The sequence below is a fragment of the Blastococcus colisei genome (assembly GCF_006717095.1).
In the GTDB taxonomy this organism is placed as follows: Bacteria; Actinomycetota; Actinomycetes; order Mycobacteriales; family Geodermatophilaceae; genus Blastococcus_B; species Blastococcus_B colisei.
The window spans coordinates 505,947-524,179 of record NZ_VFQE01000002.1; the positions used below are offsets into that span (position 1 = coordinate 505,947).

Here is an 18,233-nt window from a genome sequence, read left to right on the forward strand (position 1 = left end):
GGCGGGAGAGGACCGCCAGGCCCGCGAAGTGGCGCTGACTCTGCTTGCCAGGCGCGGTCCACTTCGCCATGGTGGTCACATGCCACCGGGCGCCGACCAGTCCACCGCCCACGGACTGGCCACCCTGATCGGGCCGGTGCCGGGGTTGCCCGGACCTCTCTATGCCGGGCTGGCCCGGCGCATCCGCGACCTCGTGGCCTCCGGCTCGCTGCCGGTGGGCCACCGGCTGCCCGCCGAGCGGGAACTGGCCGCCGCGTGCGACGTGAGCCGGGTGACGGTCGCGTCGGCCTACCGGGTCCTCCGGGACGAGGGTTTCGCCAGCACGCGGCACGGCTCGGGCACGGTCACCGAGCTGCCGGAGGCCGTCTCCCGCTGGGGTCCGCCGAGCAGCTCTCCGGGGGTGCTGGACCTGGCCCACGCAGCGCCGGAGGCGGCTCCGCAACTGGCGGCCGCCTACGCAGAGGCGCTCACCGCCCTTCCCGCGCACCTGTCCGAGCACGGTTACGCCCCGAACGGCCTGCCGCAGCTGCGCGCGGCGATCGCCGACCGGTTCACCGCCCGCGGTCTGCCCACCGAACCCGACCAGGTGGTGGTCACCGCCGGCGTCGGCGACGCCACCGCCACCGTCCTCGAGACGCTGCTCCAGCCGGGCGACCGGGTGCTGGTCGAGCACCCCACCTATCCCGGCGTCCTCGGCATGGTGTCCGCCGCGGGGGGCCGGTGCACGCCGGTGCCGGTCGACCCCGCCGACCCCGACGGCCTCATCCGCGCGGCGCGCCTGGCCGCCCGGCAGAGCAGCCCCCGGCTGGCGTTCGTGATCCCGGACTTCTCCAACCCCACCGGTGCCCGCCTGTCGGCGACCGGGCGCCGCCGGCTGGCCGCCACCCTGTGGCAGCAGGGTGTCCTGACCGTCGTCGACGAGGTCGCCGCCGAGCTGCACCTGGACGGCGCCGGGCTGCCCCCCTTCGCCGCCGGGCTGCCGGACGCCGCGACGGTCACCGTCGGGGGCCTGTCGAAAGCGGTCTGGGGCGGGCTCCGGGTCGGCTGGTTGCGCACCGACGCGGCGCTGGCCGCCCAGCTCGGCGCCACCCTGGTCCGCCGGCAGCTGTCGGTCGGCATGCTCGACCAGTTGGCCGCGACCGTCCTGTTCGGACAGTTCGACGCGGTCCTCGACCAGCGGCGGGCACAGCTCCGCGAGCGCCGGGACGCGCTGGTGAGTGCGATCGGCGGCCTGCTGCCCGACTGGGAGGTGTCCTCCCCCGCCGGCGGGCTGTCCGTCTGGTGCCGGCTCCCGGCCGGGATCAGCTCCGCCGCCCTGGCCGCCGCGGCGGCTCCGCTGGGGCTCCTGCTCGCCGAGGGCCGCGCCTTCGGCACCGGGCACGCCTTCGACGACCATCTGCGGCTGCCCTTCACCCGCCCGGCCGACGAGCTGCGCCGAGCGGTCGAGGTGCTCGCCCGGGTGCAAGCGGGATTGCGCTCCGGCGCGGTGATCGGCGCCCCCGCGCGGCCGCTCGCCGTCGTCTGACGGGCGGCTCGTGCGCTGCACTGTTCAGCACGTCGCACCGCGACCACGGACGGTGACGGCACGACGCCGGCCGCGGACGCCGACCTGCGCCGCTCCGTCCCGTCCGGCCCTTCGACCCCTGCGAGGTGCCGCGCCCCGTCGTACCGTCTCCGCAGCGGAGCGGCCGACCCCTCACCGGGGCCGGGGAACCACAGGGTCGACAGGCGGCCCGTGGCGCCACGGGAGCAACGGCCCGGCTCTGACTAGGGGGAAAGACATGGCGTCACCGGCACTCTCACGTCATCGGTCGGTCACCCGACCGCCGTCTTCCACCACGGTCGCCGTCCCATGTCCCGGCCCCGAGGCGGCGGTCGAGCCGGGCGCGCCGGGCGGGCGCGTCGCAGGCCGCTACCGGTTCGACCGGCGCAGCGGCGGCTGGTGGTGGTCGCCGGAGATGTTCACCCTGCACGGTCTGCCCGCCGGCGGAGAACCGCCGGGCACCGAGGAGTACCTGCGCTTCCAGCACGCCGAGGACCGGACCCGCATCCTCGAGGCGCTCGCGCGGGCCTGCGCCGACGGGCGGGCCTTCGCGCTGGAGACGCGCATCGTCCGGGCCGACGGGCGCGATCGCACGGTCGTCCTCGTGGGCGAACCGCAGCGGGACGCGGCCGGTGAGGTCACCGTCATCGAGGGCATCTGCGTCGACATCACCGAGGGTCTCCCCCGCGGTCACGACCGCGGCGGCGTGGACCGTGCCAGCGCGCTGGAGGCCGAGGTCGAGCAGATGCGCGCCGCGATGGCCAGCCGCGCCGCCATCGAGCAGGCCAAGGGCATCCTGATGCTGCTGACCAACTGCGGGGACCAGGTCGCCTTCGACCTGCTGGCCCACATCTCCAGCCACACCCACCGGAAGGTGCGCGACGTCGCGGAGGTCATCACCCGGTCGGCGGCCGGGCAGAGCCGGCTCCCCGACGACGTCCGCGCGATCATCCGGGACGCCTGCCCACCCAGCCAGCCGCTGCGGTGATCGGGCCTGGGTGACCTCTCCTCCGGGCCGTTCGGGAGAATGCCGGAGCCACGCGCCGACGATCGTCGACGGCGTGCACCCCGACGGCCCGAGGAGGCAAGCGCGGCGTGGTCTACCTCATCTCGCGGCTGATCCTGCGACCCCTGTTCCTGCTCGTCTTCCGGCCGCACGTGGTCGGCCGGCAGAACGTTCCGGCCACCGGCCCCTTCATCATCGCCAGCAACCACCTGTCGTTCATCGACAGCATGGCCATCCCCCTCATGTCTCCCCGGCGGGTGGGCTACCTGGCGAAAGCGGAGTACTTCACCGGATCGGGCATCAAGGGCTGGTTCATCAAGACCTGGTTCACCGCACTCGGCGCCCTGCCGGTCGAGCGGCAGACCCACCGGGCCGCCCAGGAGGCGCTCGACACGGCGATGACCGTGCTCCGCGCCGGGGGCGGGTTCGGCATCTACCCCGAGGGGACCCGCTCGCGCGACGGCCGGCTGGCCCGCGGCAAGACCGGAGTGGCCTGGCTGGCGCTCACCGCCGACTGCCCCGTCGTCCCGGTGGCGATCATGGGCACCGACCGCATCCAGCCCATCGGTGCCGGGTGGCCGCGGCCGCACCGCTTCACCGTCGTCTTCGGCAAGCCCCTGACCTTCCCCGAGCACCAGGGCAAGGCCGGGAGCAACCGCTCCCGCCGAGAGGTGACCGACACGATCATGGAGGCGATCGCCGAGCTCTCCGGTCAGGAGAAGGCCGGCTGGTGAAAGGCGCCCTCCTGGTCGCGGGGACGACGTCGGACGCCGGGAAGTCCGTCGTCACCGCCGGGATCTGCCGCTGGCTGGTGCGCCAGGGCGTCTCCGTGGCGCCGTTCAAGGCGCAGAACATGAGCAACAACTCGATGGTCACCCCGGACGGCGCCGAGATCGGACGGGCGCAGGTGATGCAGGCCGCCGCCGCTCGGGTGCAGCCCGAGGCGGCCATGAACCCCGTCCTGCTCAAGCCCGGGGGCGCACACTCCAGCCAGGTCGTCGTCCTCGGCCGGCCGGTCGGCGAGGTGACCGCGCTGTCCTACGGCCCGATGAAGGCCGCGCTCCTGGAGCAGGCCCTCGCGAGCCTGGCCGATCTGCGGCGCCGGTTCGACGTCGTCGTGTGCGAGGGCGCGGGTTCCCCCACCGAGATCAACCTGCGCGCCGGTGACATCGTCAACATGGGGCTGGCCACCGCCGCGGACCTGCCGGTGGTCGTCGTGGGCGACATCGACCGCGGCGGCGTCTTCCCCGCGCTGTACGGCACCGTCGCGCTCATGCCGCCCGGGGACCAGCGGCTGGTCGCCGGCTTCCTGGTGAACAAGTTCCGCGGCGACGTCCGCCTGCTCACCCCGGGACTGACCGAGCTCACCCGGCTCACCGGCCGGCCGACCCTGGGGGTCCTCCCCTGGCTGGACGGCCCCGCCATGGACGTCGAGGACTCCCTCGGCCTGCCGACCGGCGTGGTGCCCGGGCTCCCGCCCCGCGGGGAGGACGTCCTGCGCGTGTCCGTGGCGCGGTTCCCGCGGCTGTCCAACGTCACCGACCTCGACGCACTGGCCGCCGAGCCCGGCGTCCTCGTCCGCTACGCCACCCGCCCCGAGGAGCTCGCCGACGCCGACCTCGTGGTGCTGCCGGGCACGCGCGCCACCGTGGCCGACCTCGGCTGGCTGCGGGAGACCGGACTGGACCGGGCGGTCCTCCGCCGGGCCGCCGACGGCTGCCCGGTGCTCGGCATCTGCGGCGGCGCCCAGATGCTGGCCCGGAGCATCACCGACGAGGTGGAGTCGGCGGCCGGCACGGTCGACGGGCTCGGGCTGCTGCCGACCGACGTCCGCTTCGCCCGGGAGAAGACGCTCGGCCGGCCGGTGGGGCAGGCGCTGGGCGAGCCGGTGCACGGTTACGAGATCCACCACGGCATCGCCGCGGTCGACGAGGGCGCCGAGCAGTTCCTGGACGGCGCCCGGGCCGGCGCGGTCTTCGGGACGACGTGGCACGGGGCGCTGGAGAACGACGGCTTCCGCCGGGCGTTCCTGACCGAGGTGGCCGCCATCAGCGGACGGCGGTTCGTGGCCGCACCGGACACGGACTTCGCCGCGCTCCGCGAGGCGCGGCTGGACCGGCTCGGCGACCTGGTGGCCGAGCACGCCGACACCGACGCCCTGTGGCGGCTGATCGAGGACGGCCCGCCCGGTGACCTGCCCCTGCTCCCGCCCGGCGTCAGCGGTCGGTGAGCAGCGCCCGGACGTCGTCCGGCCACGGAACGGCCCGGCCGTCGTCGACGGCCACGTAGGTGTTGCGGACGACGCAGCACGTCCGCCCGCCCACGCGCACGGTGTAGCGGACCGTCACGCTGGTGCGGCCGACCTTCTCCGTCTCGGCGTCGACGACGACCGTGTCGCCCCAGCGGGCCGACGACGTCCACTCCAGCGTGCTGGCCTTGACCACGGGATCGATCCGCCGCTCGACGAGGACGTCCCACGGCAGGCCGTGCGCGGCCCACCATGCGTTGGAGGCCTCGTCGGCCCAGGTCAGGTAGTGGGCGTTGAAGACGACCCCCTGCTGGTCGCACTCCACGTATCGGACGGGCGAACTCCACTGTGCCGGCACGGGGCAGCAGGCTATCGCCGGTCGCCGTCTACGGTCGGCGCGTGGATTCCGTCGCCGTCCCCGCTCCCGGCCCCCGCACCGGCCCGGGGGCCGGCTCTTCCGAGGTGCTGGCCGGCTACCGCACTCCTGGCGGACTGGTGCTGGACAAGGTGATCGACCGCCTCGACGTGCACTGCCGGGAGTTCATCGCCCACTCCCCGTTCGCCACGCTGGCCACCGCCGACGCCGAGGGCTGGCCGGACATCTCCCCGCGCGGCGGCGACCCGGGCTTCGTGCACGTCCTCGACGAGCACCGGCTGGCCCTGCCGGACCGCCCTGGCAACAACCGGGTGGACAGCCTGCGCAAGCTGACCGTCAACCCCCGGGCCGCGCTGATGTTCCTGGTCCCCGGCGTCGAGCAGACGCTGCGCGTCTACGGGACGACGACGCTGCTGCGGCCCGACGAGCTCGACATCGACCTCACCGAGTTCGGCCGGCCACCGCTGTCGGTCGTGCTGATGCACGTGCAGCGGGCCTACTTCCAGTGCCCGAAGTCGGTGATGCGCTCGGGCCTCTGGGATCCTGCCCGACAGGTCGCGCGGGGAACCCTGACGCCTTTCGGCCGGGTGCTCAAGGACCACTGCGCGCTGGAGACCGACCTGCCGGACGACGCGACGATCCGGGCGGACCTCGCGCAGGAGCTCTGAGGACTGCCGGACCGTCGGTGCCCTGTCCGGGAGGGCTTCAGCCGGCGCGCAGGTCCCGCTGCAGCTTCCGGTCGGCGACGGCGCGCTCGGCCATGACGCGCGACCGCCGCCGGCGGGGTCGACGGTCGCTGCCGAGGTAGCGGGCGTCCTCGACGAGCTGGAAGGCGGCGAGGACGCTCGCCCGCACCTCCCGCGCGCGGGGAACCGCCGGGCGCACCGGTTCGAACGTCGTCACTGCGAACCCCCGTCTCCCGGGGCTCCGCCGAGCACCCGTGGGTCCATGGTGCCCGGCTGTCGCCGGATCCAACCCCCTCCGTCACCATTCGGTACCGATGTGTCACACGTGACAGCCGGGGCGGATGGGACCAGCCACCGGGTCCGCCGGTCAGGCGGACGGCGACGTCGTACGGTGCCGGGATGGCGCGCGACGCAGGCATCCTCCGGCTCGTCGGCCGGGCCGCCGGCCTGGTCCGCGGCGCAGTCGGCACGGGAAGGGCAACGCGTCCGCCGCCCGGGCGTCGCGCTCGACGCAGCGCGGCCATGTCGGAGGCTCCCGACGTGGCGTACCGGCCGCACGCGGACGGCCGGCCCGACCCGGGCGAGATCGTGTGGACCTGGGTGCCCTACGACGAGGGCGACGGCCGCGGCAAGGACCGGCCTGTCCTCGTCATCGGCCGGCGCGGGGCGCACCTGCTGGGGCTGATGCTCACCAGCAGGGACCACGACCGCGACACCGCGGACGAGGCCCGGCACGGGCGGGTGTGGACCGACATCGGCACCGGCTCCTGGGACTCGCGGGGCCGGCCGAGCGAGGTCCGCCTGGACCGGCTCCTGGAGCTGGACCCGGCCGCCGTCCGCCGCGAAGGCGCCGCACTCGACCGGGCGCGGTTCGATCGCGTCGTGGCCGAGGCCCGGCGGGTCCAGGGCTGGTGAGGCTCAGGCAGCGACCGGCAGGGGCGCGGCCGCATGCAGCCGCCGCTTGGCGATCGCGATGGGGAGCTGACCGACGACCGCCGGGAACAGCCAGAAGATGGGGTTGCCCGTCCCGGCCACGAGGACGCCGGTCACGAGGGCGATGTAGGAGCCGCCGAGGAGGTGCGGCTGCCACGTCCGCCACCCGGGCCAGTTCCGCCTGCGGGCGAGTGAGCCCGTGACGAGCAGGACCTCGGTGAGCGCCCCGAAGGGCAGGAGCCACCACAGGCCCGGGGCGCTGACCGCCAGGTACGCCGAGCTCGCGACGACCACCGCGACCGCGCCGTGATACGCCCGGGCGGAGGTGCGACCTGGACTCCCGCGGCGTCGCGAGAGGAGCCAGGCGGGCCCGAGGAGCAGTCCTGCGGTCCCGGCGACGACGTGCAGGGCGAGGATCGTGTCACGCATGTCCGGTGCCTCCCTCCGGTGATCCGTAGAGCATTCCGGCCGCCCGTCGCGCGAGCTCCAGCAACGCCTCCCTGCCCGGCGGTGGCGCGAGGCCGGCGCCGGACAGGTTGCCGGTGGCGGCGAGGACGGCCAGACCGTGGACGAGGGACCACGCCGCGACGACGGCCGCCCGCGCATCCTCGATGCGCCCCTCGACGGCGAGGGCGTCCACACCCGCCGCCAGCACGCTGAACGTACGAGCCCGCGCCGCGGCGAGCTCGGGGTCGTCCTCGTCGAGTGCGTCCGGGGCGAACATCACGGCGAAGTGGCCGGGGTGGTCGTGGGCGAAGGCCACGTAGGCAACGCCGACGTCGAGGAAGGACGTGGTCGCCGCTTCCTCGAGAGCACCGGCGAGCATCCGGTGCCCCTCCGCGGCCAGGGCGGACAGGAGCCCGCTCCGGGAGGCGAAGTGGTAGCGGTGAGCCGCATGGGAGACACCCGCGGCCCGCGCCAGCGCCCGGACGGAGACCTCACCGACGCCCGACTCCGTCACCACCTCGGCGGCGACCCGCAGCAGCGTCGCCCTGAGGTCTCGTGCCGGAGCCGTCATGCGAGCATCTTGTCAGTGACAAGTTGTCACCGACAAGGGTCTTCGTACCCGCGAGATCTGGCGTCGCGGTCCACTCAGAACGGGACCTGCTGGCTCAGCAGGCCCGCCGCATCGCCGCGCCCGGAGAGCAACCGGCAGAACTCCACGGCATCCAGTTCCAGCTCCTCCCCACCCGCGCCGGACGACCAGCTGCCACCGGCCGGGCCGGTGAGCGCCAGCCGGTAGGGACGGCCGTGCCGGTCCGCCCACTCCGCGACGACGTCGGCGACCAGCACCGCGTCGTGCTCGGGCGCGAGGTGGGGCTGCCGTCCGGTGGCGCGGGCGATGTCCATGCGGTGCATCCAGACGTCCCGGGTCAGGACGACGTCGAAGAGGAAGCCGAACCGCCAGCGCTCGACCCGGCCTCCGACGTCCTGGTCCTCCGGCAGCGTCAGCCCCCCGATCACCCCCGAGAGCCGGCGACGTCCGCGCACCGCGCGGGGCGCGACCGCGGCGAAGCGCTCGACGAGCTCCTCCGCGGAGAGCGCCGCCGTCCGCCGCACCTGCACGGCGGTGAGGGCATCGATCCCCCCGCCGGCCCGGGAGGCGGCCGCGTTCTGTCCGACGACGCCGCGGACCGACGCCACCATCTCCGCCATCCCCAGCACGTGGCCGGCCATCGCGCGGACATCCCACGCCGGGCAGTCGGTGGGCCGGGCCCAGTCGGAGGGGTCCAGCGACCTCAGGAGCTCCTCGAAGCGGCCGTACTCCGTGGCCGCCAGCCGCACGGCGGTGGAGCGCTCCAGGGCACCCCTGCGGACGGCGGGACGGGCGGTGGTGCTGGCGGTCATCGGCGTGCCTCTCCGGTAGTCAGTCCGACGTTCGGTTCCGGGCCCCGCCGTGGTGCGCCAGCCACATGGCGACCACGTCGGGCAGCGTCGAGGTGAAGGACCCGCTCTCGAACGGGTCCTGTGGTGCGTTGGCCAGCTGCTGGGTGATGACGCCGCTGACCACCGCGGTCTGCGTGCGGTAGACCAGGTCGAGATCGGCGTCGGACGGCAACAGCCCGGCGTCGCGCAGCCGGGCCAGGAAGGCCCGGCTCTGCCGCTCCAGTTCGAGGGCCGGCGCATAGGCCTGCGACGACGGGACGAAACCCGGCACCGGGCGCCAGAACATGAGCGGGGCGTATGCGGGGTGCTCCACGGCCCAGCGCACGAACGCGGTTTCCATGACGAGCAGGTCCGCCGCCAGGTCGACGCCGTCGCAGGCCGCGTCCGTCTCTCGCATCACCGCGAGGAGTTCCCGCCAGCCGCGCTCGAAGAGTGCGTCGTACAGGGCGTTCTTGCCGTCGAAATAGCTGTAGAGCGACGGCGGTCGGATTCCCATCCTGCGGGCGACCTCGCCCAGGGTCAGCCCGGCGACGCCCTGGTCCGCCATGACCTCGACGGCGACGTCGAGCACCTGCTCGATCGTCTCCTGCCGCCGCCGCTGCCGACGGTCGAGCGGCACCGTCCCGGTCACGCCGGGCAGTGTTCTCCTAATACCGTTAGGAAGTCAAGCGGGTCGTAGGCGCCTAGTTCTCAGCCGGCGGCCGGCTCGTCCTTCGCCGCATCGCGGACGCGTGGGCGCAGGTTGTAGACGCCGACACCCGCCGTGAGCGGCTCGAGGTCGTAGCGGTGCACGACCTTCGGGCCGTCGTGCAGGTGCACGTGCGTCACCGTCGGCAGCGGCTCGCCGTGCCGCGCCGCGCGGATCTCCACCCGGCCGTCGAGGGGGCCGCCGACGAAGAGGAGCACGGCGTCGTCGTCCGTGCTCGTGCCGGTCGCGGCCCGTGCGTCCCCGGCCATCGCGTCCTCGGACAGTTCTGCCTCCCTGTGGTTCCGCCCGATCGCCAGGGTAGGCGCGCAGAGGCCTCCGGGTCAGCCCCCGGCCGGTCTGTGCAGCCATCGGGCGACCAGCGGTGCGCTCAGGAGCATCACGAACAGCCGCAGCACCTGGACCGACAGCACGAACGTGACGTCCGCGCCGATGTCGCTCGCCGTCGCCAGGACGGCGTACAGACCGCCCGGCGTCGTGGCGAGATAGCCGTCCAGCGCACTCGCGCCGGTCGTCGCCGCCAGTACGGCACCCAGTCCGGCCGAGGTCAGGATCAGTCCGAGGATGGCGCCGAGCGCCAGGGGCAGGGCACGGCCGACGGTCCGCAGGCTGTCCCGGGTGAAGCTGACGCCGACCTGGAGGCCGATCACCAGGAACGCGGCGCTCTCGACCAGGCCGGGCACCTCGGCGCCGCGCCCCATCCCGGTGAGGTCGACGACGGCGGCGGCCACCATCGGGCCGAGGAGTGCGGCCACGGGCAACCGCACGAGCCGCCCGACGACGACGCCGGCCAGCGAGCAGCCGGCCGTGAACAGCAGCCCGGCCGGCCAGCCGGGCCCGGCGTCCAGCGAATCCGGTGCGCCCCCACCGGACGCGGCGCCGTAGGCCACGGTCGCCACGACGGGCATGAGGATGACGATCAGCAACACCCGCAGGTACTGCAGGACCGCGACCATGCGCTCGTCGGCGCCCAGGTCGCGGGCCATCACGATGATTCCCGAGGCGCCCCCGGCGATCAACGCGAAGGCGCCGGTCACCGGGCTGATCCCGGGCTGGAGCCGCAGCAGCAGCCCCGCACCGAGGCTGAGGGCCAGCGTTCCGACGGTCACCAGCAGGACGGCCAGCCAGTTCTCGGCCACCGACCGGAGCGTCTCGAGGTCGACGAGCGACCCCATCGCGACACCGATGACGGTCTGGCCCGCCGTGGCGGCGACGCCGGGGACGGCTGCCGATCCCGGGAACCCCAGCGCGCGCACCAGCCCGGCGAGCAGACCACCGAACAACGCCGGCGAGGGCAGGCCCAGGACGGCGAACCCGTAGCTCGCCACCACCGCTGCGGCGACGACCGCGGCGAGGTCGAGCAGCTTCCGGCCCCGGTTCCCCACAGGGGCCACTCTGCCGGGCAGGCTCCCGTGATCCGCCGCAGTTCGGCGACGTGCGCGTCGAAGGCCGTGACGGCCGTGCTCTCATGCCTGTCGTGACCGACCTGCGCCACCACGGGGACGTCGAGCTCGCGCCCGGCCTCGCGGACCTCGCCGTCAACGTGCGGGCCGGCACCGGGCCGGCCTGGCTGCGGACCGTGCTGCACGAGGCGATCGACGACAGCGCCGCCTATCCCGACGCCGGGCCGGCCCGGGCCGCGGTGGCGGCGGCCCACGGACGGGACCCGGCCGAGGTGCTCCTCACCGCCGGCGCGGCGGAGGCCTTCACGCTGCTCGCGCGAGCCCTGCGTCCGCGCCGCGCCGTCGTCGTCCACCCGTCGTTCACCGAGCCGGAGGTCGCGCTGCGGGCGGCCGCCCACCCGGCGACCCGGCTGCTGCTCCGGCCCGAGGAGGGCTACCGGCTGGACCCGGCCGCGGTTCCGGAGGACGCCGACGACCGGCGGGCCCTGCTCGCTGCCCTTCCTCCCGGCGTCGAGCCGGTGGGCGAGCCCCGTTCCTCGTTCGTCCTGCTGCGGGTTCCCGACGGCGGCCGGGTGCCCGAGGCCCTGCGCGACCGGGGCTGGGCGGTGCGTCGCGCCGACACCTTCCCCGGCCTCTCCCGAGACCACCTGCGGGTCGCGGTGCGGGATCCGGAGACCTCCCGCGCGTTCACCGCGGCCCTCGCTGGGATCCTGTACGGAGGACCTGCTGCCGAGGAGACGCACTGAGCACCGACCCGAACCCGTTCGCCGGCACCCTGCTGGGAAGCACCATCGACGCCGTGATGCCCCGGGACGCCGCGGCCGAGCAGGCCGCCCGGGAGCGGCTGGACCGGATGACCAAGCCGCCGGGCTCCCTCGGCGTGCTCGAGGACGTCGCCGCGCAGCTGGCCGGCATCGCCGGCAGCTGCCCCGCTCCGCTGCCGGTCCCCGCGGTCGTCGCCGTCTTCGCCGGGGACCACGGGGTGCACGCCCAAGGGGTCACACCCTGGCCGCAGGAGGTGACCGCCCAGATGGTGGCCAACTTCCTGGCCGGCGGCGCGGTGGTCAACGCCTTCGCCGCCGAGCTGGGTGCCGAGGTGGTGGTGGTGGACGTCGGTGTGGTCGCGCCCCTGGATGCCGCGGACGGGCTGCTGGACCGGAAGATCCGCTCCGGCACGGCCGACCTCGCCGAGGGCCCGGCCATGACGCTCGACGAGGCCCGCCGGGCGGTGGAGGCCGGCATCGAGGTGGCCACCCGGCTGGCCACCGCCTCGCCCTGCCTGATCACCGGCGACATGGGGATCGCCAACACCACGGCGTCCGCCGCGCTGGTGTGCGCCTTCACCGGCGCCTCCCCCGTCGCCGCGACCGGGCGGGGAACCGGCGTGGACGACGCCACGCTGGCCCGCAAGGTGGATGTCGTCAGCCGCGCCGTCGGCCGGGTGCCGTCCCGGCCCGCGACGCCGGCCGCGGCGCTGGCCGTCCTGGCCGAGGTGGGCGGGCTCGAGCACGCGGCACTGGCCGGGTTCGTCCTCGGCGCCGCGGCCGCGCGCGTGCCGGTGCTGCTGGACGGCGCGATCGCCGGGTCCGCCGCACTGGTGGCCGCCGCACTGTGCCCCACCGCCGTGGAGTACGCGCTCGCCGGGCACGCGTCCGTCGAACCCGGGCACGCCATCGCCCTGGAGTCGCTGGGCCTGCGCCCGCTGCTCCGCCTCGACCTCCGGCTCGGCGAGGGCACCGGCGCCCTCCTGGCCCTGCCGCTGGTGGCGAGTGCAGCCCGGGCGCTCCGCGACGTCGCCACGTTCGACGCCGCCGGCGTGACCCAGAAATGAACGCCACCCCCGTCCCCCCCGAGAGCGGGGTCGTCTACCCCGTCGGGCTGCGGCTGCACGACCGCTCCGTCGTGGTGGTGGGCGGGGGGCAGGTGGCCCACCGGCGGGTGGCCGGCCTGCTGGCGGCGCGCGCCCGGGTCACCGTGGTCTCCCCGGCGGTCACCCCGGCACTGGAGGCCCTGGTCGAGCCGGGGTCGCTGACCTGGATACGACGCCGGTACGCGACCGGCGACCTCGACGGCGCCTGGTACGCGGTGGCCGCCACCGACGACCCCGCGGTGAACGCTGCCGTGGCCGAGGAGGCCGAACGCGCCCGGATCTTCTGCGCGCGCGCCGACGACCGGTCGGCCTCCAGCGTCTGGACCCCCGCCGTGGGTCGGCACGGCGAACTGGTCGTCGGTGTGCACGGGGGCGGGGATCCGCAGCGGGCGATCGGCGTGCGGGACGCCGTCGTCGCCGGGCTCACCGACGGCAGCATCGCCGACCGCGCCGCCCGCACACCCACGGTGGCCCGCCCGGGCAGCGTCGTCCTGGTCGGCGGCGGGCCCGGGGACCCCGGGCTGATCACCGTCCGCGGCCGGCAGGCGGTCGCCCAGGCCGACGTCGTCGTGGCCGATCACCTGGCACCGCTGACCCTGCTGGAGACCCTGCCTCCGCACGTGGAGGTCGTCGACGCCGCCAAGCTGCCCCGCGGGCGGTCGATGGCCCAGGAGCAGATCAACGCCCTGCTGGTCGAGCGCGCCCTCGCCGGGAAGCGCGTGGTGCGACTCAAGGGCGGGGACCCGTTCGTGTTCGGCCGCGGGATGGAGGAGCTCGAGGCCTGCACGGCGGCCGGCGTCCCGGTGGAGGTCGTGCCCGGCGTCACCAGCGCCATCGCCGTCCCGGGGCTGGCCGGGATCCCGGTCACCCACCGCGGGCTCACCCACGAGTTCGTCGTGGTGTCCGGGCACCTGCCGCCCGGGCATCCGAAGTCGCTCGTCGACTGGGCGGCGATCGCGCGGCTGCGCGGCACCGTCGTCGTCCTCATGGGCGTGGACACCGCGCCGGCCATCGCCGCCGCGCTCGTGGAGCACGGGCGGGCACCGGACACCCCGGTCGCGGTGGTCAGCGACGGCTCCACGCCGTCCCAGCGCACCCTCCGGACCACGCTCGCGGCGCTCCCGCGCACGGTGACCGAGGAGAACGTCCGCCCGCCCGCCGTCTGGGTGGTCGGCGCGGTGGTCGGGCTCGACGGACCCCATGACGACCCGCCGCCGGACGACGACGCCGATCTGGACTGAGCCGCCTCGAAAGCACGTGTACTGCTGATGCAGCACTCCTTCTATCCGCGGCATCGATCCAAGACCCTTCCCAGGGACGGTGTCGGCGGATGAGTCCGCAGCTCGAGCCGGTGGTCCGGGTCACCGGCCTCCGGATGACCTACGGCACGCACGACGTCTTCACCGGCGTCGACTTCGATGTCCACCCCGGCGAGGTGGTCCGCCTGCTCGGGCCCAACGGCGCCGGCAGGACGACGACGATCGAGATCGTGGAGGGCTTCCGGATGCGCTCGGGGGGCGACGATCGGGTCACGTGAGTACGGACCGCTCCGGCGACGCCGTCTACAACCGGATCGCGCTGCTCCGGGCTGCGCAGGGGGTGACCCGGCGGCAGCTCGCTGACGCCCTCGGCGTCCACTACCAGACCGTCGGTCTACCTGGAGCGGTACGAGTACAACCCGGGCCTGCGCCTCGCGCTGCGGACGCCGGCTTCTTCGGGCTGCCCGTGGAGACGATCTTCTCGACGGATCCCTTCCTGCGGATCCGCGACCTGCCGCGCGCCGCGGACCCGGACTAGGGCCAGCGGTCGAGCCGCACCGCCTGAGGAGGACGTGCACAACGACCACCGGAAGACCCTCGAGCACGACGACGAGGACCTCGCCCTGTCCTTCATGGACAGGACGGACGTGGAGCTCCCGTTCTCCCCCGACGCCGCCCTCGAGGTCGACGGCCGGAGCTGCACCGTCCGGCGGGTGTCGTTCTCGGCACACGACGCGGCCGCCGCCGTCGCCCTGCTCCGCGAACGGGTGGCGAGTGCGCGGGTGTGGCGTTCCCGCGGGAACGTCCCGCCGACGGCCGTGCCTCTGACGTGCAGTTTCTGTCGGTGGCCGCCGCTATTCTTCGAACACGCATTCGAAGGAGGTCCCGTGCCCGATCACCCGACTGCCCAGCACCGGCCCGGCGGTCCACTGCCCGAACTGGCGGCCGCCATCACTGCCGGAGCGGTCCGCCTCGCCGCCGCGACCGCGGCGTGGCTCCGTCTGATCGCCGAATTCGACGAGCGGGACGGTTGGCACGGCTACGGCATCGCGTCGTGCGCGCACTGGCTGTCGTGGCAGTGCGGGCTCTCCCCGGGGGCGGCCCGCGAGCACGTGCGGGTCGCACGAGCGCTGACATCGCTGCCGTTGATCGAGGCGGCGTTCGCGGCGGGTCGGCTGTCCTACTCGAAGGTGCGTGCGCTCACCCGGATCGCCGAGCCGGATAGCGAGGCAGCGCTGCTGGAGCTGGCCGTGGAGCTCACGGCCTCGCAGGTCGAGCGGACGGTCCGCCAGTGGCGCCGAGCGGACATCCTGAACGCCGGCGACCCGCCGCCGGAGGCGCGGCCGTCGTTCGACCACTGGTGGGACGAGTCAGGCATGTTGACGGTGAAGATCCGCATGGCCCCCGAGGAGGGCACCGGTTTCATGGCGGCGATCGACTCGGTGGCCGAGCGCACCGCCCGTCGGGAACGCGCCGAGGCGACCCGGACCGCGGGGGCGCCGAGGGCCGCCGAGGCCCCACCTGCCGACGACGAGGACGGTCCGGCGCCCGGCCGCCTCGCCGCCCGCCGGCTGGCAGCGCTGTCGGTCCTGGCGGAGGCCGCCGCGGACATCGGCCGCCGCGCGGGTGATCCGCCGCGCCGTGAGGTGGTGGTGCACGTCGACGCCGCCGTCCTGGCCGACGACGCCGCGGCCGGACGCGCCTACGTCGAGGGCGGCCCGGCGCTGACCCCGTCCGTCGTCCGCCGGATGCTCTGCGAGGCCTCGGTGGTCGGCATGATCGAGAGGGACCGCGAGCCCCTCGCCGTGGGCCGCCGGAAGCGGCGCGCCACCCGGGCACAGCGCACGGCACTGCTCCGCCGGGACGGCGGCTGCGCGCGTCCGGGCTGCCTGGAGTCCCGGGTCGAACGACTGCACGCCCATCACCTGCGGCACTGGCTCTTCGGTGGGCGGACGGACCTGTCGAACCTCGTGCTGCTGTGCGACCGCGACCACGGACTCGTGCACGAACTCGACCTGGTGATGAGCCGCGCCGACGGACGCCTCGTCGTCACAGCTCCGGACGGCCGTCGGGTGTGGGGAGTGGCGGACGCGGCCTTCACCGGAGGTCTCCCAGGGCTCTCCGACACATCGCCCGCCCGGGACGAGTGGGCCGGGGTGCATCCAGTTGACCTGCAGATGGAACGGCGCCCGAGCGCAGCGGATCCGGTCGCGACCGCAGCGTCCCGGCCGGTCCGTGCTCGCCCCGGGTCGCGGCGGCCGGGCAGACGCCGCGACCGGCACAACGCCAGCAAGCGGTTGCGGCCCACCTGCCCGGCCGTCCCCATCGGAGCCACGCTCTTCCCCGACGGAGAGCCGCCGCTTCCCGACGCCATGCCGACCGGCGGAGAGCGCATGGACGTCCGCTACGTCGTCGGGGTGCTCATGGGCAACCGCGATCTGGTCCGCCGCCTGGAGACCGAGGCCACCGGCGTTCCCGCGGGAACGTAGAGAGCCGGGCGATCAGATGTTGGCTCCGTCGGCCGGCGGGCCCTCGGGCAGGGGCGCGGCGAAGCCCGACCCGGACACCGCGGGCGCATCCATGCCGACCGTGTACGCCGTCATCGAGAGGGATCCATAGCTGTAGCCGTCCACGAGCACCTCTGCCGGCGTCCCCGTCGCCCCGGCCACGCCGGCGACGTAGAGCAGGGGCAGGAAATGGTCCGGGGTCGGCACGGCCAGGTCGTAGTCGCGGTGACCGTCGAGCCGGCCGACCTCGGTGGGATCGGTGAGCATCAGCTGCTTGGCCTCCTGGTCGAACCGCTGCGCCCAGTCGAACCCCGCGTCGGGCAGCGCGCGACTCACCCCGCCCAGGTTGTGCACCACGTTGCCGCTCCCGATCACCAGGACGCCGTCCTCCCGCAACGGGGCGAGCGCGGCGCCCAGTTGCAGGTGGTAGTCGAAGGACTTGAGCGCATTGATCGACAACTGGACGACGGGGATGTCGGCGTCGGGGAAGGCGTGCAGAAGCACCGACCAGGCCCCGTGGTCGATCCCCCAGCTGTCGAGGTCGGCGCCGACCCACGTCGGATGCACCACGTCAGCGACCTCCTCGTACAGCTCGGGCAGGCCTGGCGGCTGGTAGTCGACCTCGAAGAGCTCGCGCGGGAAGCCGAAGAAGTCGTGGATGGTGCGCGGTCGCGGCATGGCGGTGACCGCGGTGGCCTGCACGTACCAGTGGGCGGAGACGACGAGGATCGCCCGGGGACGCGGCACGGCCTGGCCGAACGCCCGCCAGGCCTCGGTGTACCGGTTCTTCTCGAGCGCGTTCATCGGGTTGCCATGACCGAAGAACGCGGCGGGCATGACGGGCATGCGGCTCTCCCTCTGTCGTCATCGACTCAGCCGATCATCGCCCCGCCCGCGACGGAGTGCGAGGCCGTCCGACCGGGCGCGGATCGCCGCCGCGGTACCGGACGCCGGTCACTCGCGCGAGCCCGCTCCCCTGACGCCACCCGTCAGGCGCTCCAGCAGGCGGCGGCGCTCGGCGGGCGGGCGGCGCGGGCACGACGTGCAGGTGGGCCCGCCGGGTGTCCGATCCAGCAGGCAGCAGGAGGCCCGCCGGACGAACCGCCGTCCCGCGACGTCCTCGTACCGCGGCGACGGGAGCGGCGGCCCCACGGACGCGGCCAGCGGCACCGCCAGCCCGGTGGCCCGGTCCGTCTTCCCCGTGGCCTGCCCGAGGGCGAGCAGCCGGTTGGCGAGCGAGTCGGTGGCGATGGCCCACAGCGGTCGCTCGCGCATCCGGCCGGCCTCGGCCACGGCGGCGATCACGGCCCCCAGCGAGTCGCGCAGGTCCGCTGCCAGATCGCCCGACCCCGCCGCGCCCGCCTCCGCCGCTGCCGGCAGGGGGCCCGGCAGCATCGCCACCGACAGGTCGGCGAGCCGGGCCGAGAGCGGGATGCCGGTGACCAGGCCCGCCAACGGCGGAGTGAGCAGCACCGAGGACGCCGAGTACCACCACACGGTGGCCAGGACGCGGCGGTCGGCGCTGCCGAACCGGCGGGCGCGACGCTCGAGCACCCCGGCGGTCCACTCGAGGTCGGCGAACGAAACCGCGGGGACGACGTCACCCGACGGCGGCAGCACCAACCCGAGCGCGTCGGCGCCGAGCAGCCGCGCGACCACCGCGTCGGAGTTCCCCGTCGCCACCTGGCCAGTCTCGCTCATCGACACCTTTGCACCGTTCGGCTCAGCATCCGTCCCGGGGCAGACGCTCAGGCCGCGTGGGCCATACGGTGTGGCGGGACCCACACTGCGTCGCCGCATTCCGCGACG

The 18,233-nt window shown here is 74.7% G+C and carries 22 protein-coding genes; 12 read left to right on the forward strand and 10 right to left on the reverse strand.

The genetic code is table 11. The features are described 5' to 3' along the window. The first annotated feature begins 79 nt into the window (after window positions 1-79). The 4 genes from yczR to FHU33_RS21890 all read left to right on the forward strand — a co-directional run bounded on the left by yczR (window position 80) and on the right by FHU33_RS21890 (window position 4,779). The gene (gene yczR / locus FHU33_RS21875) at window positions 80-1,525 is read left to right on the forward strand and encodes a MocR-like transcription factor YczR (RefSeq protein WP_142027686.1); all 1,446 of its coding nucleotides are present in this window, start codon (window positions 80-82) and stop codon (window positions 1,523-1,525) included. Window positions 1,526-1,781: 256 nt separating this feature from the next. Further along, on the forward strand, window positions 1,782-2,531 hold the full coding sequence (locus FHU33_RS21880) for a PAS and ANTAR domain-containing protein (protein ID WP_281281700.1): 750 nt from the start codon (window positions 1,782-1,784) through the stop codon (window positions 2,529-2,531). Window positions 2,532-2,638: 107 nt separating this feature from the next. Next, window positions 2,639-3,283, forward strand: coding sequence for a lysophospholipid acyltransferase family protein (locus tag FHU33_RS21885; RefSeq protein ID WP_142027688.1), 645 nt, complete (start codon window positions 2,639-2,641; stop codon window positions 3,281-3,283). Next, entirely contained in the window at window positions 3,280-4,779 is a 1,500-nt protein-coding gene (locus FHU33_RS21890) for a cobyric acid synthase (RefSeq protein ID WP_142027689.1), read from the forward strand. The genes FHU33_RS21885 and FHU33_RS21890 overlap by 4 nt, the downstream gene beginning before the upstream one ends. Here FHU33_RS21890 and FHU33_RS21895 read toward each other — a convergent pair. Further along, the gene (locus FHU33_RS21895; protein ID WP_142027690.1) at window positions 4,766-5,155 is read right to left on the reverse strand and encodes an acyl-CoA thioesterase; all 390 of its coding nucleotides are present in this window, start codon (window positions 5,153-5,155) and stop codon (window positions 4,766-4,768) included. The genes FHU33_RS21890 and FHU33_RS21895 overlap by 14 nt on opposite strands. 41 nt (window positions 5,156-5,196) lie before the next feature. Between FHU33_RS21895 and FHU33_RS21900 the strand changes: the two genes are divergently transcribed. Continuing rightward, window positions 5,197-5,841 (forward strand): MSMEG_1061 family FMN-dependent PPOX-type flavoprotein, encoded by a 645-nt coding sequence (locus tag FHU33_RS21900; protein ID WP_142027691.1) that lies wholly within the window; start codon window positions 5,197-5,199, stop codon window positions 5,839-5,841. Window positions 5,842-5,878: 37 nt separating this feature from the next. Here the strand turns inward: FHU33_RS21900 and FHU33_RS21905 are convergent, their stop codons facing one another. Next, on the reverse strand, window positions 5,879-6,076 hold the full coding sequence (locus tag FHU33_RS21905) for a hypothetical protein (RefSeq protein ID WP_142027692.1): 198 nt from the start codon (window positions 6,074-6,076) through the stop codon (window positions 5,879-5,881). A 182-nt stretch (window positions 6,077-6,258) separates the two neighbouring features. Between FHU33_RS21905 and FHU33_RS21910 the strand changes: the two genes are divergently transcribed. Then, complete coding sequence (locus FHU33_RS21910; protein WP_142027693.1) at window positions 6,259-6,774, forward strand: type II toxin-antitoxin system PemK/MazF family toxin; 516 nt, start codon at window positions 6,259-6,261, stop codon at window positions 6,772-6,774. Window positions 6,775-6,777: 3 nt separating this feature from the next. Here FHU33_RS21910 and FHU33_RS21915 read toward each other — a convergent pair whose 3' ends face one another. The 6 genes from FHU33_RS21915 to FHU33_RS21940 form a co-directional block, all read right to left on the reverse strand. Beyond that, on the reverse strand, window positions 6,778-7,221 hold the full coding sequence (locus FHU33_RS21915) for a hypothetical protein (protein WP_142027694.1): 444 nt from the start codon (window positions 7,219-7,221) through the stop codon (window positions 6,778-6,780). Continuing rightward, a complete protein-coding gene (locus tag FHU33_RS21920) occupies window positions 7,214-7,810 on the reverse strand; it encodes a TetR/AcrR family transcriptional regulator (RefSeq protein ID WP_142027695.1) in 597 nt (198 codons plus the stop codon). The genes FHU33_RS21915 and FHU33_RS21920 overlap by 8 nt, the downstream gene beginning before the upstream one ends. Before the next feature lie 74 nt (window positions 7,811-7,884). Then, window positions 7,885-8,640 (reverse strand): maleylpyruvate isomerase family mycothiol-dependent enzyme, encoded by a 756-nt coding sequence (locus FHU33_RS21925; RefSeq protein ID WP_142027696.1) that lies wholly within the window; start codon window positions 8,638-8,640, stop codon window positions 7,885-7,887. Window positions 8,641-8,659: 19 nt separating this feature from the next. After that, complete coding sequence (locus tag FHU33_RS21930; protein WP_142027697.1) at window positions 8,660-9,310, reverse strand: TetR/AcrR family transcriptional regulator; 651 nt, start codon at window positions 9,308-9,310, stop codon at window positions 8,660-8,662. Between the two features lie 59 nt (window positions 9,311-9,369). Beyond that, a complete protein-coding gene (locus FHU33_RS21935; protein WP_142027698.1) occupies window positions 9,370-9,636 on the reverse strand; it encodes a hypothetical protein in 267 nt (88 codons plus the stop codon). Between the two features lie 72 nt (window positions 9,637-9,708). Further along, entirely contained in the window at window positions 9,709-10,770 is a 1,062-nt protein-coding gene (locus FHU33_RS21940) for an AbrB family transcriptional regulator (RefSeq protein ID WP_142027699.1), read from the reverse strand. 83 nt (window positions 10,771-10,853) lie between these two features. On the opposite strand from FHU33_RS21940, the gene FHU33_RS21945 reads away from it, so the two are divergent. The 6 genes from FHU33_RS21945 to FHU33_RS21970 all read left to right on the forward strand — a co-directional run bounded on the left by FHU33_RS21945 (window position 10,854) and on the right by FHU33_RS21970 (window position 16,406). After that, complete coding sequence (locus tag FHU33_RS21945) at window positions 10,854-11,534, forward strand: hypothetical protein (protein WP_142027700.1); 681 nt, start codon at window positions 10,854-10,856, stop codon at window positions 11,532-11,534. Window positions 11,535-11,566: 32 nt separating this feature from the next. Continuing rightward, window positions 11,567-12,619 carry a nicotinate-nucleotide--dimethylbenzimidazole phosphoribosyltransferase gene (gene cobT / locus FHU33_RS21950; RefSeq protein WP_281281709.1) on the forward strand — a complete coding sequence of 351 codons (1,053 nt, stop codon included), beginning with the start codon at window positions 11,567-11,569 and terminating at the stop codon, window positions 12,617-12,619. Continuing rightward, the gene (gene cobA, locus FHU33_RS21955; RefSeq protein ID WP_142027702.1) at window positions 12,616-13,899 is read left to right on the forward strand and encodes a uroporphyrinogen-III C-methyltransferase; all 1,284 of its coding nucleotides are present in this window, start codon (window positions 12,616-12,618) and stop codon (window positions 13,897-13,899) included. The genes cobT and cobA overlap by 4 nt, the downstream gene beginning before the upstream one ends. Window positions 13,900-13,988: 89 nt before the next feature. Next, on the forward strand, window positions 13,989-14,195 hold the full coding sequence (locus FHU33_RS21960; RefSeq protein ID WP_142027703.1) for an ATP-binding cassette domain-containing protein: 207 nt from the start codon (window positions 13,989-13,991) through the stop codon (window positions 14,193-14,195). Further along, window positions 14,192-14,455, forward strand: coding sequence for a helix-turn-helix transcriptional regulator (locus FHU33_RS21965; protein WP_246064110.1), 264 nt, complete (start codon window positions 14,192-14,194; stop codon window positions 14,453-14,455). The genes FHU33_RS21960 and FHU33_RS21965 overlap by 4 nt, the downstream gene beginning before the upstream one ends. Window positions 14,456-14,489: 34 nt before the next feature. Beyond that, window positions 14,490-16,406: an HNH endonuclease signature motif containing protein gene (locus FHU33_RS21970; RefSeq protein WP_246064111.1), complete on the forward strand. Its 1,917-nt coding sequence runs from the start codon at window positions 14,490-14,492 to the stop codon at window positions 16,404-16,406. Between the two features lie 12 nt (window positions 16,407-16,418). On the opposite strand, the gene ygiD is transcribed toward FHU33_RS21970, so the two are convergent. Both ygiD and FHU33_RS21980 read right to left on the reverse strand, forming a co-directional pair. Next, entirely contained in the window at window positions 16,419-17,270 is an 852-nt protein-coding gene (ygiD, locus tag FHU33_RS21975; RefSeq protein WP_211355321.1) for a 4,5-DOPA-extradiol-dioxygenase, read from the reverse strand. Between the two features lie 108 nt (window positions 17,271-17,378). Then, window positions 17,379-18,125, reverse strand: coding sequence for a (2Fe-2S)-binding protein (locus FHU33_RS21980; protein ID WP_142027704.1), 747 nt, complete (start codon window positions 18,123-18,125; stop codon window positions 17,379-17,381). Between the last annotated feature and the right edge of the window lie 108 nt (window positions 18,126-18,233).

Excerpts from the sequence above, each read along its gene's own strand:
- yczR (WP_142027686.1), top strand. The coding sequence starts at position 80 with ATGCCACCGGGCGCCGACCAGTCCACCGCCCACGGACTGGCCACCCTG.
- cobA (WP_142027702.1), top strand. The coding sequence starts at position 12,616 with ATGAACGCCACCCCCGTCCCCCCCGAGAGCGGGGTCGTCTACCCCGTC.
- FHU33_RS21980 (WP_142027704.1), bottom strand. The coding sequence starts at position 18,125 with ATGAGCGAGACTGGCCAGGTGGCGACGGGGAACTCCGACGCGGTGGTC.
- FHU33_RS21920 (WP_142027695.1), bottom strand. The coding sequence starts at position 7,810 with ATGACGGCTCCGGCACGAGACCTCAGGGCGACGCTGCTGCGGGTCGCC.
- FHU33_RS21880 (WP_281281700.1), top strand. The coding sequence starts at position 1,782 with ATGGCGTCACCGGCACTCTCACGTCATCGGTCGGTCACCCGACCGCCG.
- ygiD (WP_211355321.1), bottom strand. The coding sequence starts at position 17,270 with ATGCCCGTCATGCCCGCCGCGTTCTTCGGTCATGGCAACCCGATGAAC.
- FHU33_RS21935 (WP_142027698.1), bottom strand. The coding sequence starts at position 9,636 with ATGGCCGGGGACGCACGGGCCGCGACCGGCACGAGCACGGACGACGAC.
- FHU33_RS21960 (WP_142027703.1), top strand. The coding sequence starts at position 13,989 with ATGAGTCCGCAGCTCGAGCCGGTGGTCCGGGTCACCGGCCTCCGGATG.
- FHU33_RS21945 (WP_142027700.1), top strand. The coding sequence starts at position 10,854 with ATGCCTGTCGTGACCGACCTGCGCCACCACGGGGACGTCGAGCTCGCG.
- FHU33_RS21925 (WP_142027696.1), bottom strand. The coding sequence starts at position 8,640 with ATGACCGCCAGCACCACCGCCCGTCCCGCCGTCCGCAGGGGTGCCCTG.
- FHU33_RS21910 (WP_142027693.1), top strand. The coding sequence starts at position 6,259 with ATGGCGCGCGACGCAGGCATCCTCCGGCTCGTCGGCCGGGCCGCCGGC.
- FHU33_RS21915 (WP_142027694.1), bottom strand. The coding sequence starts at position 7,221 with ATGCGTGACACGATCCTCGCCCTGCACGTCGTCGCCGGGACCGCAGGA.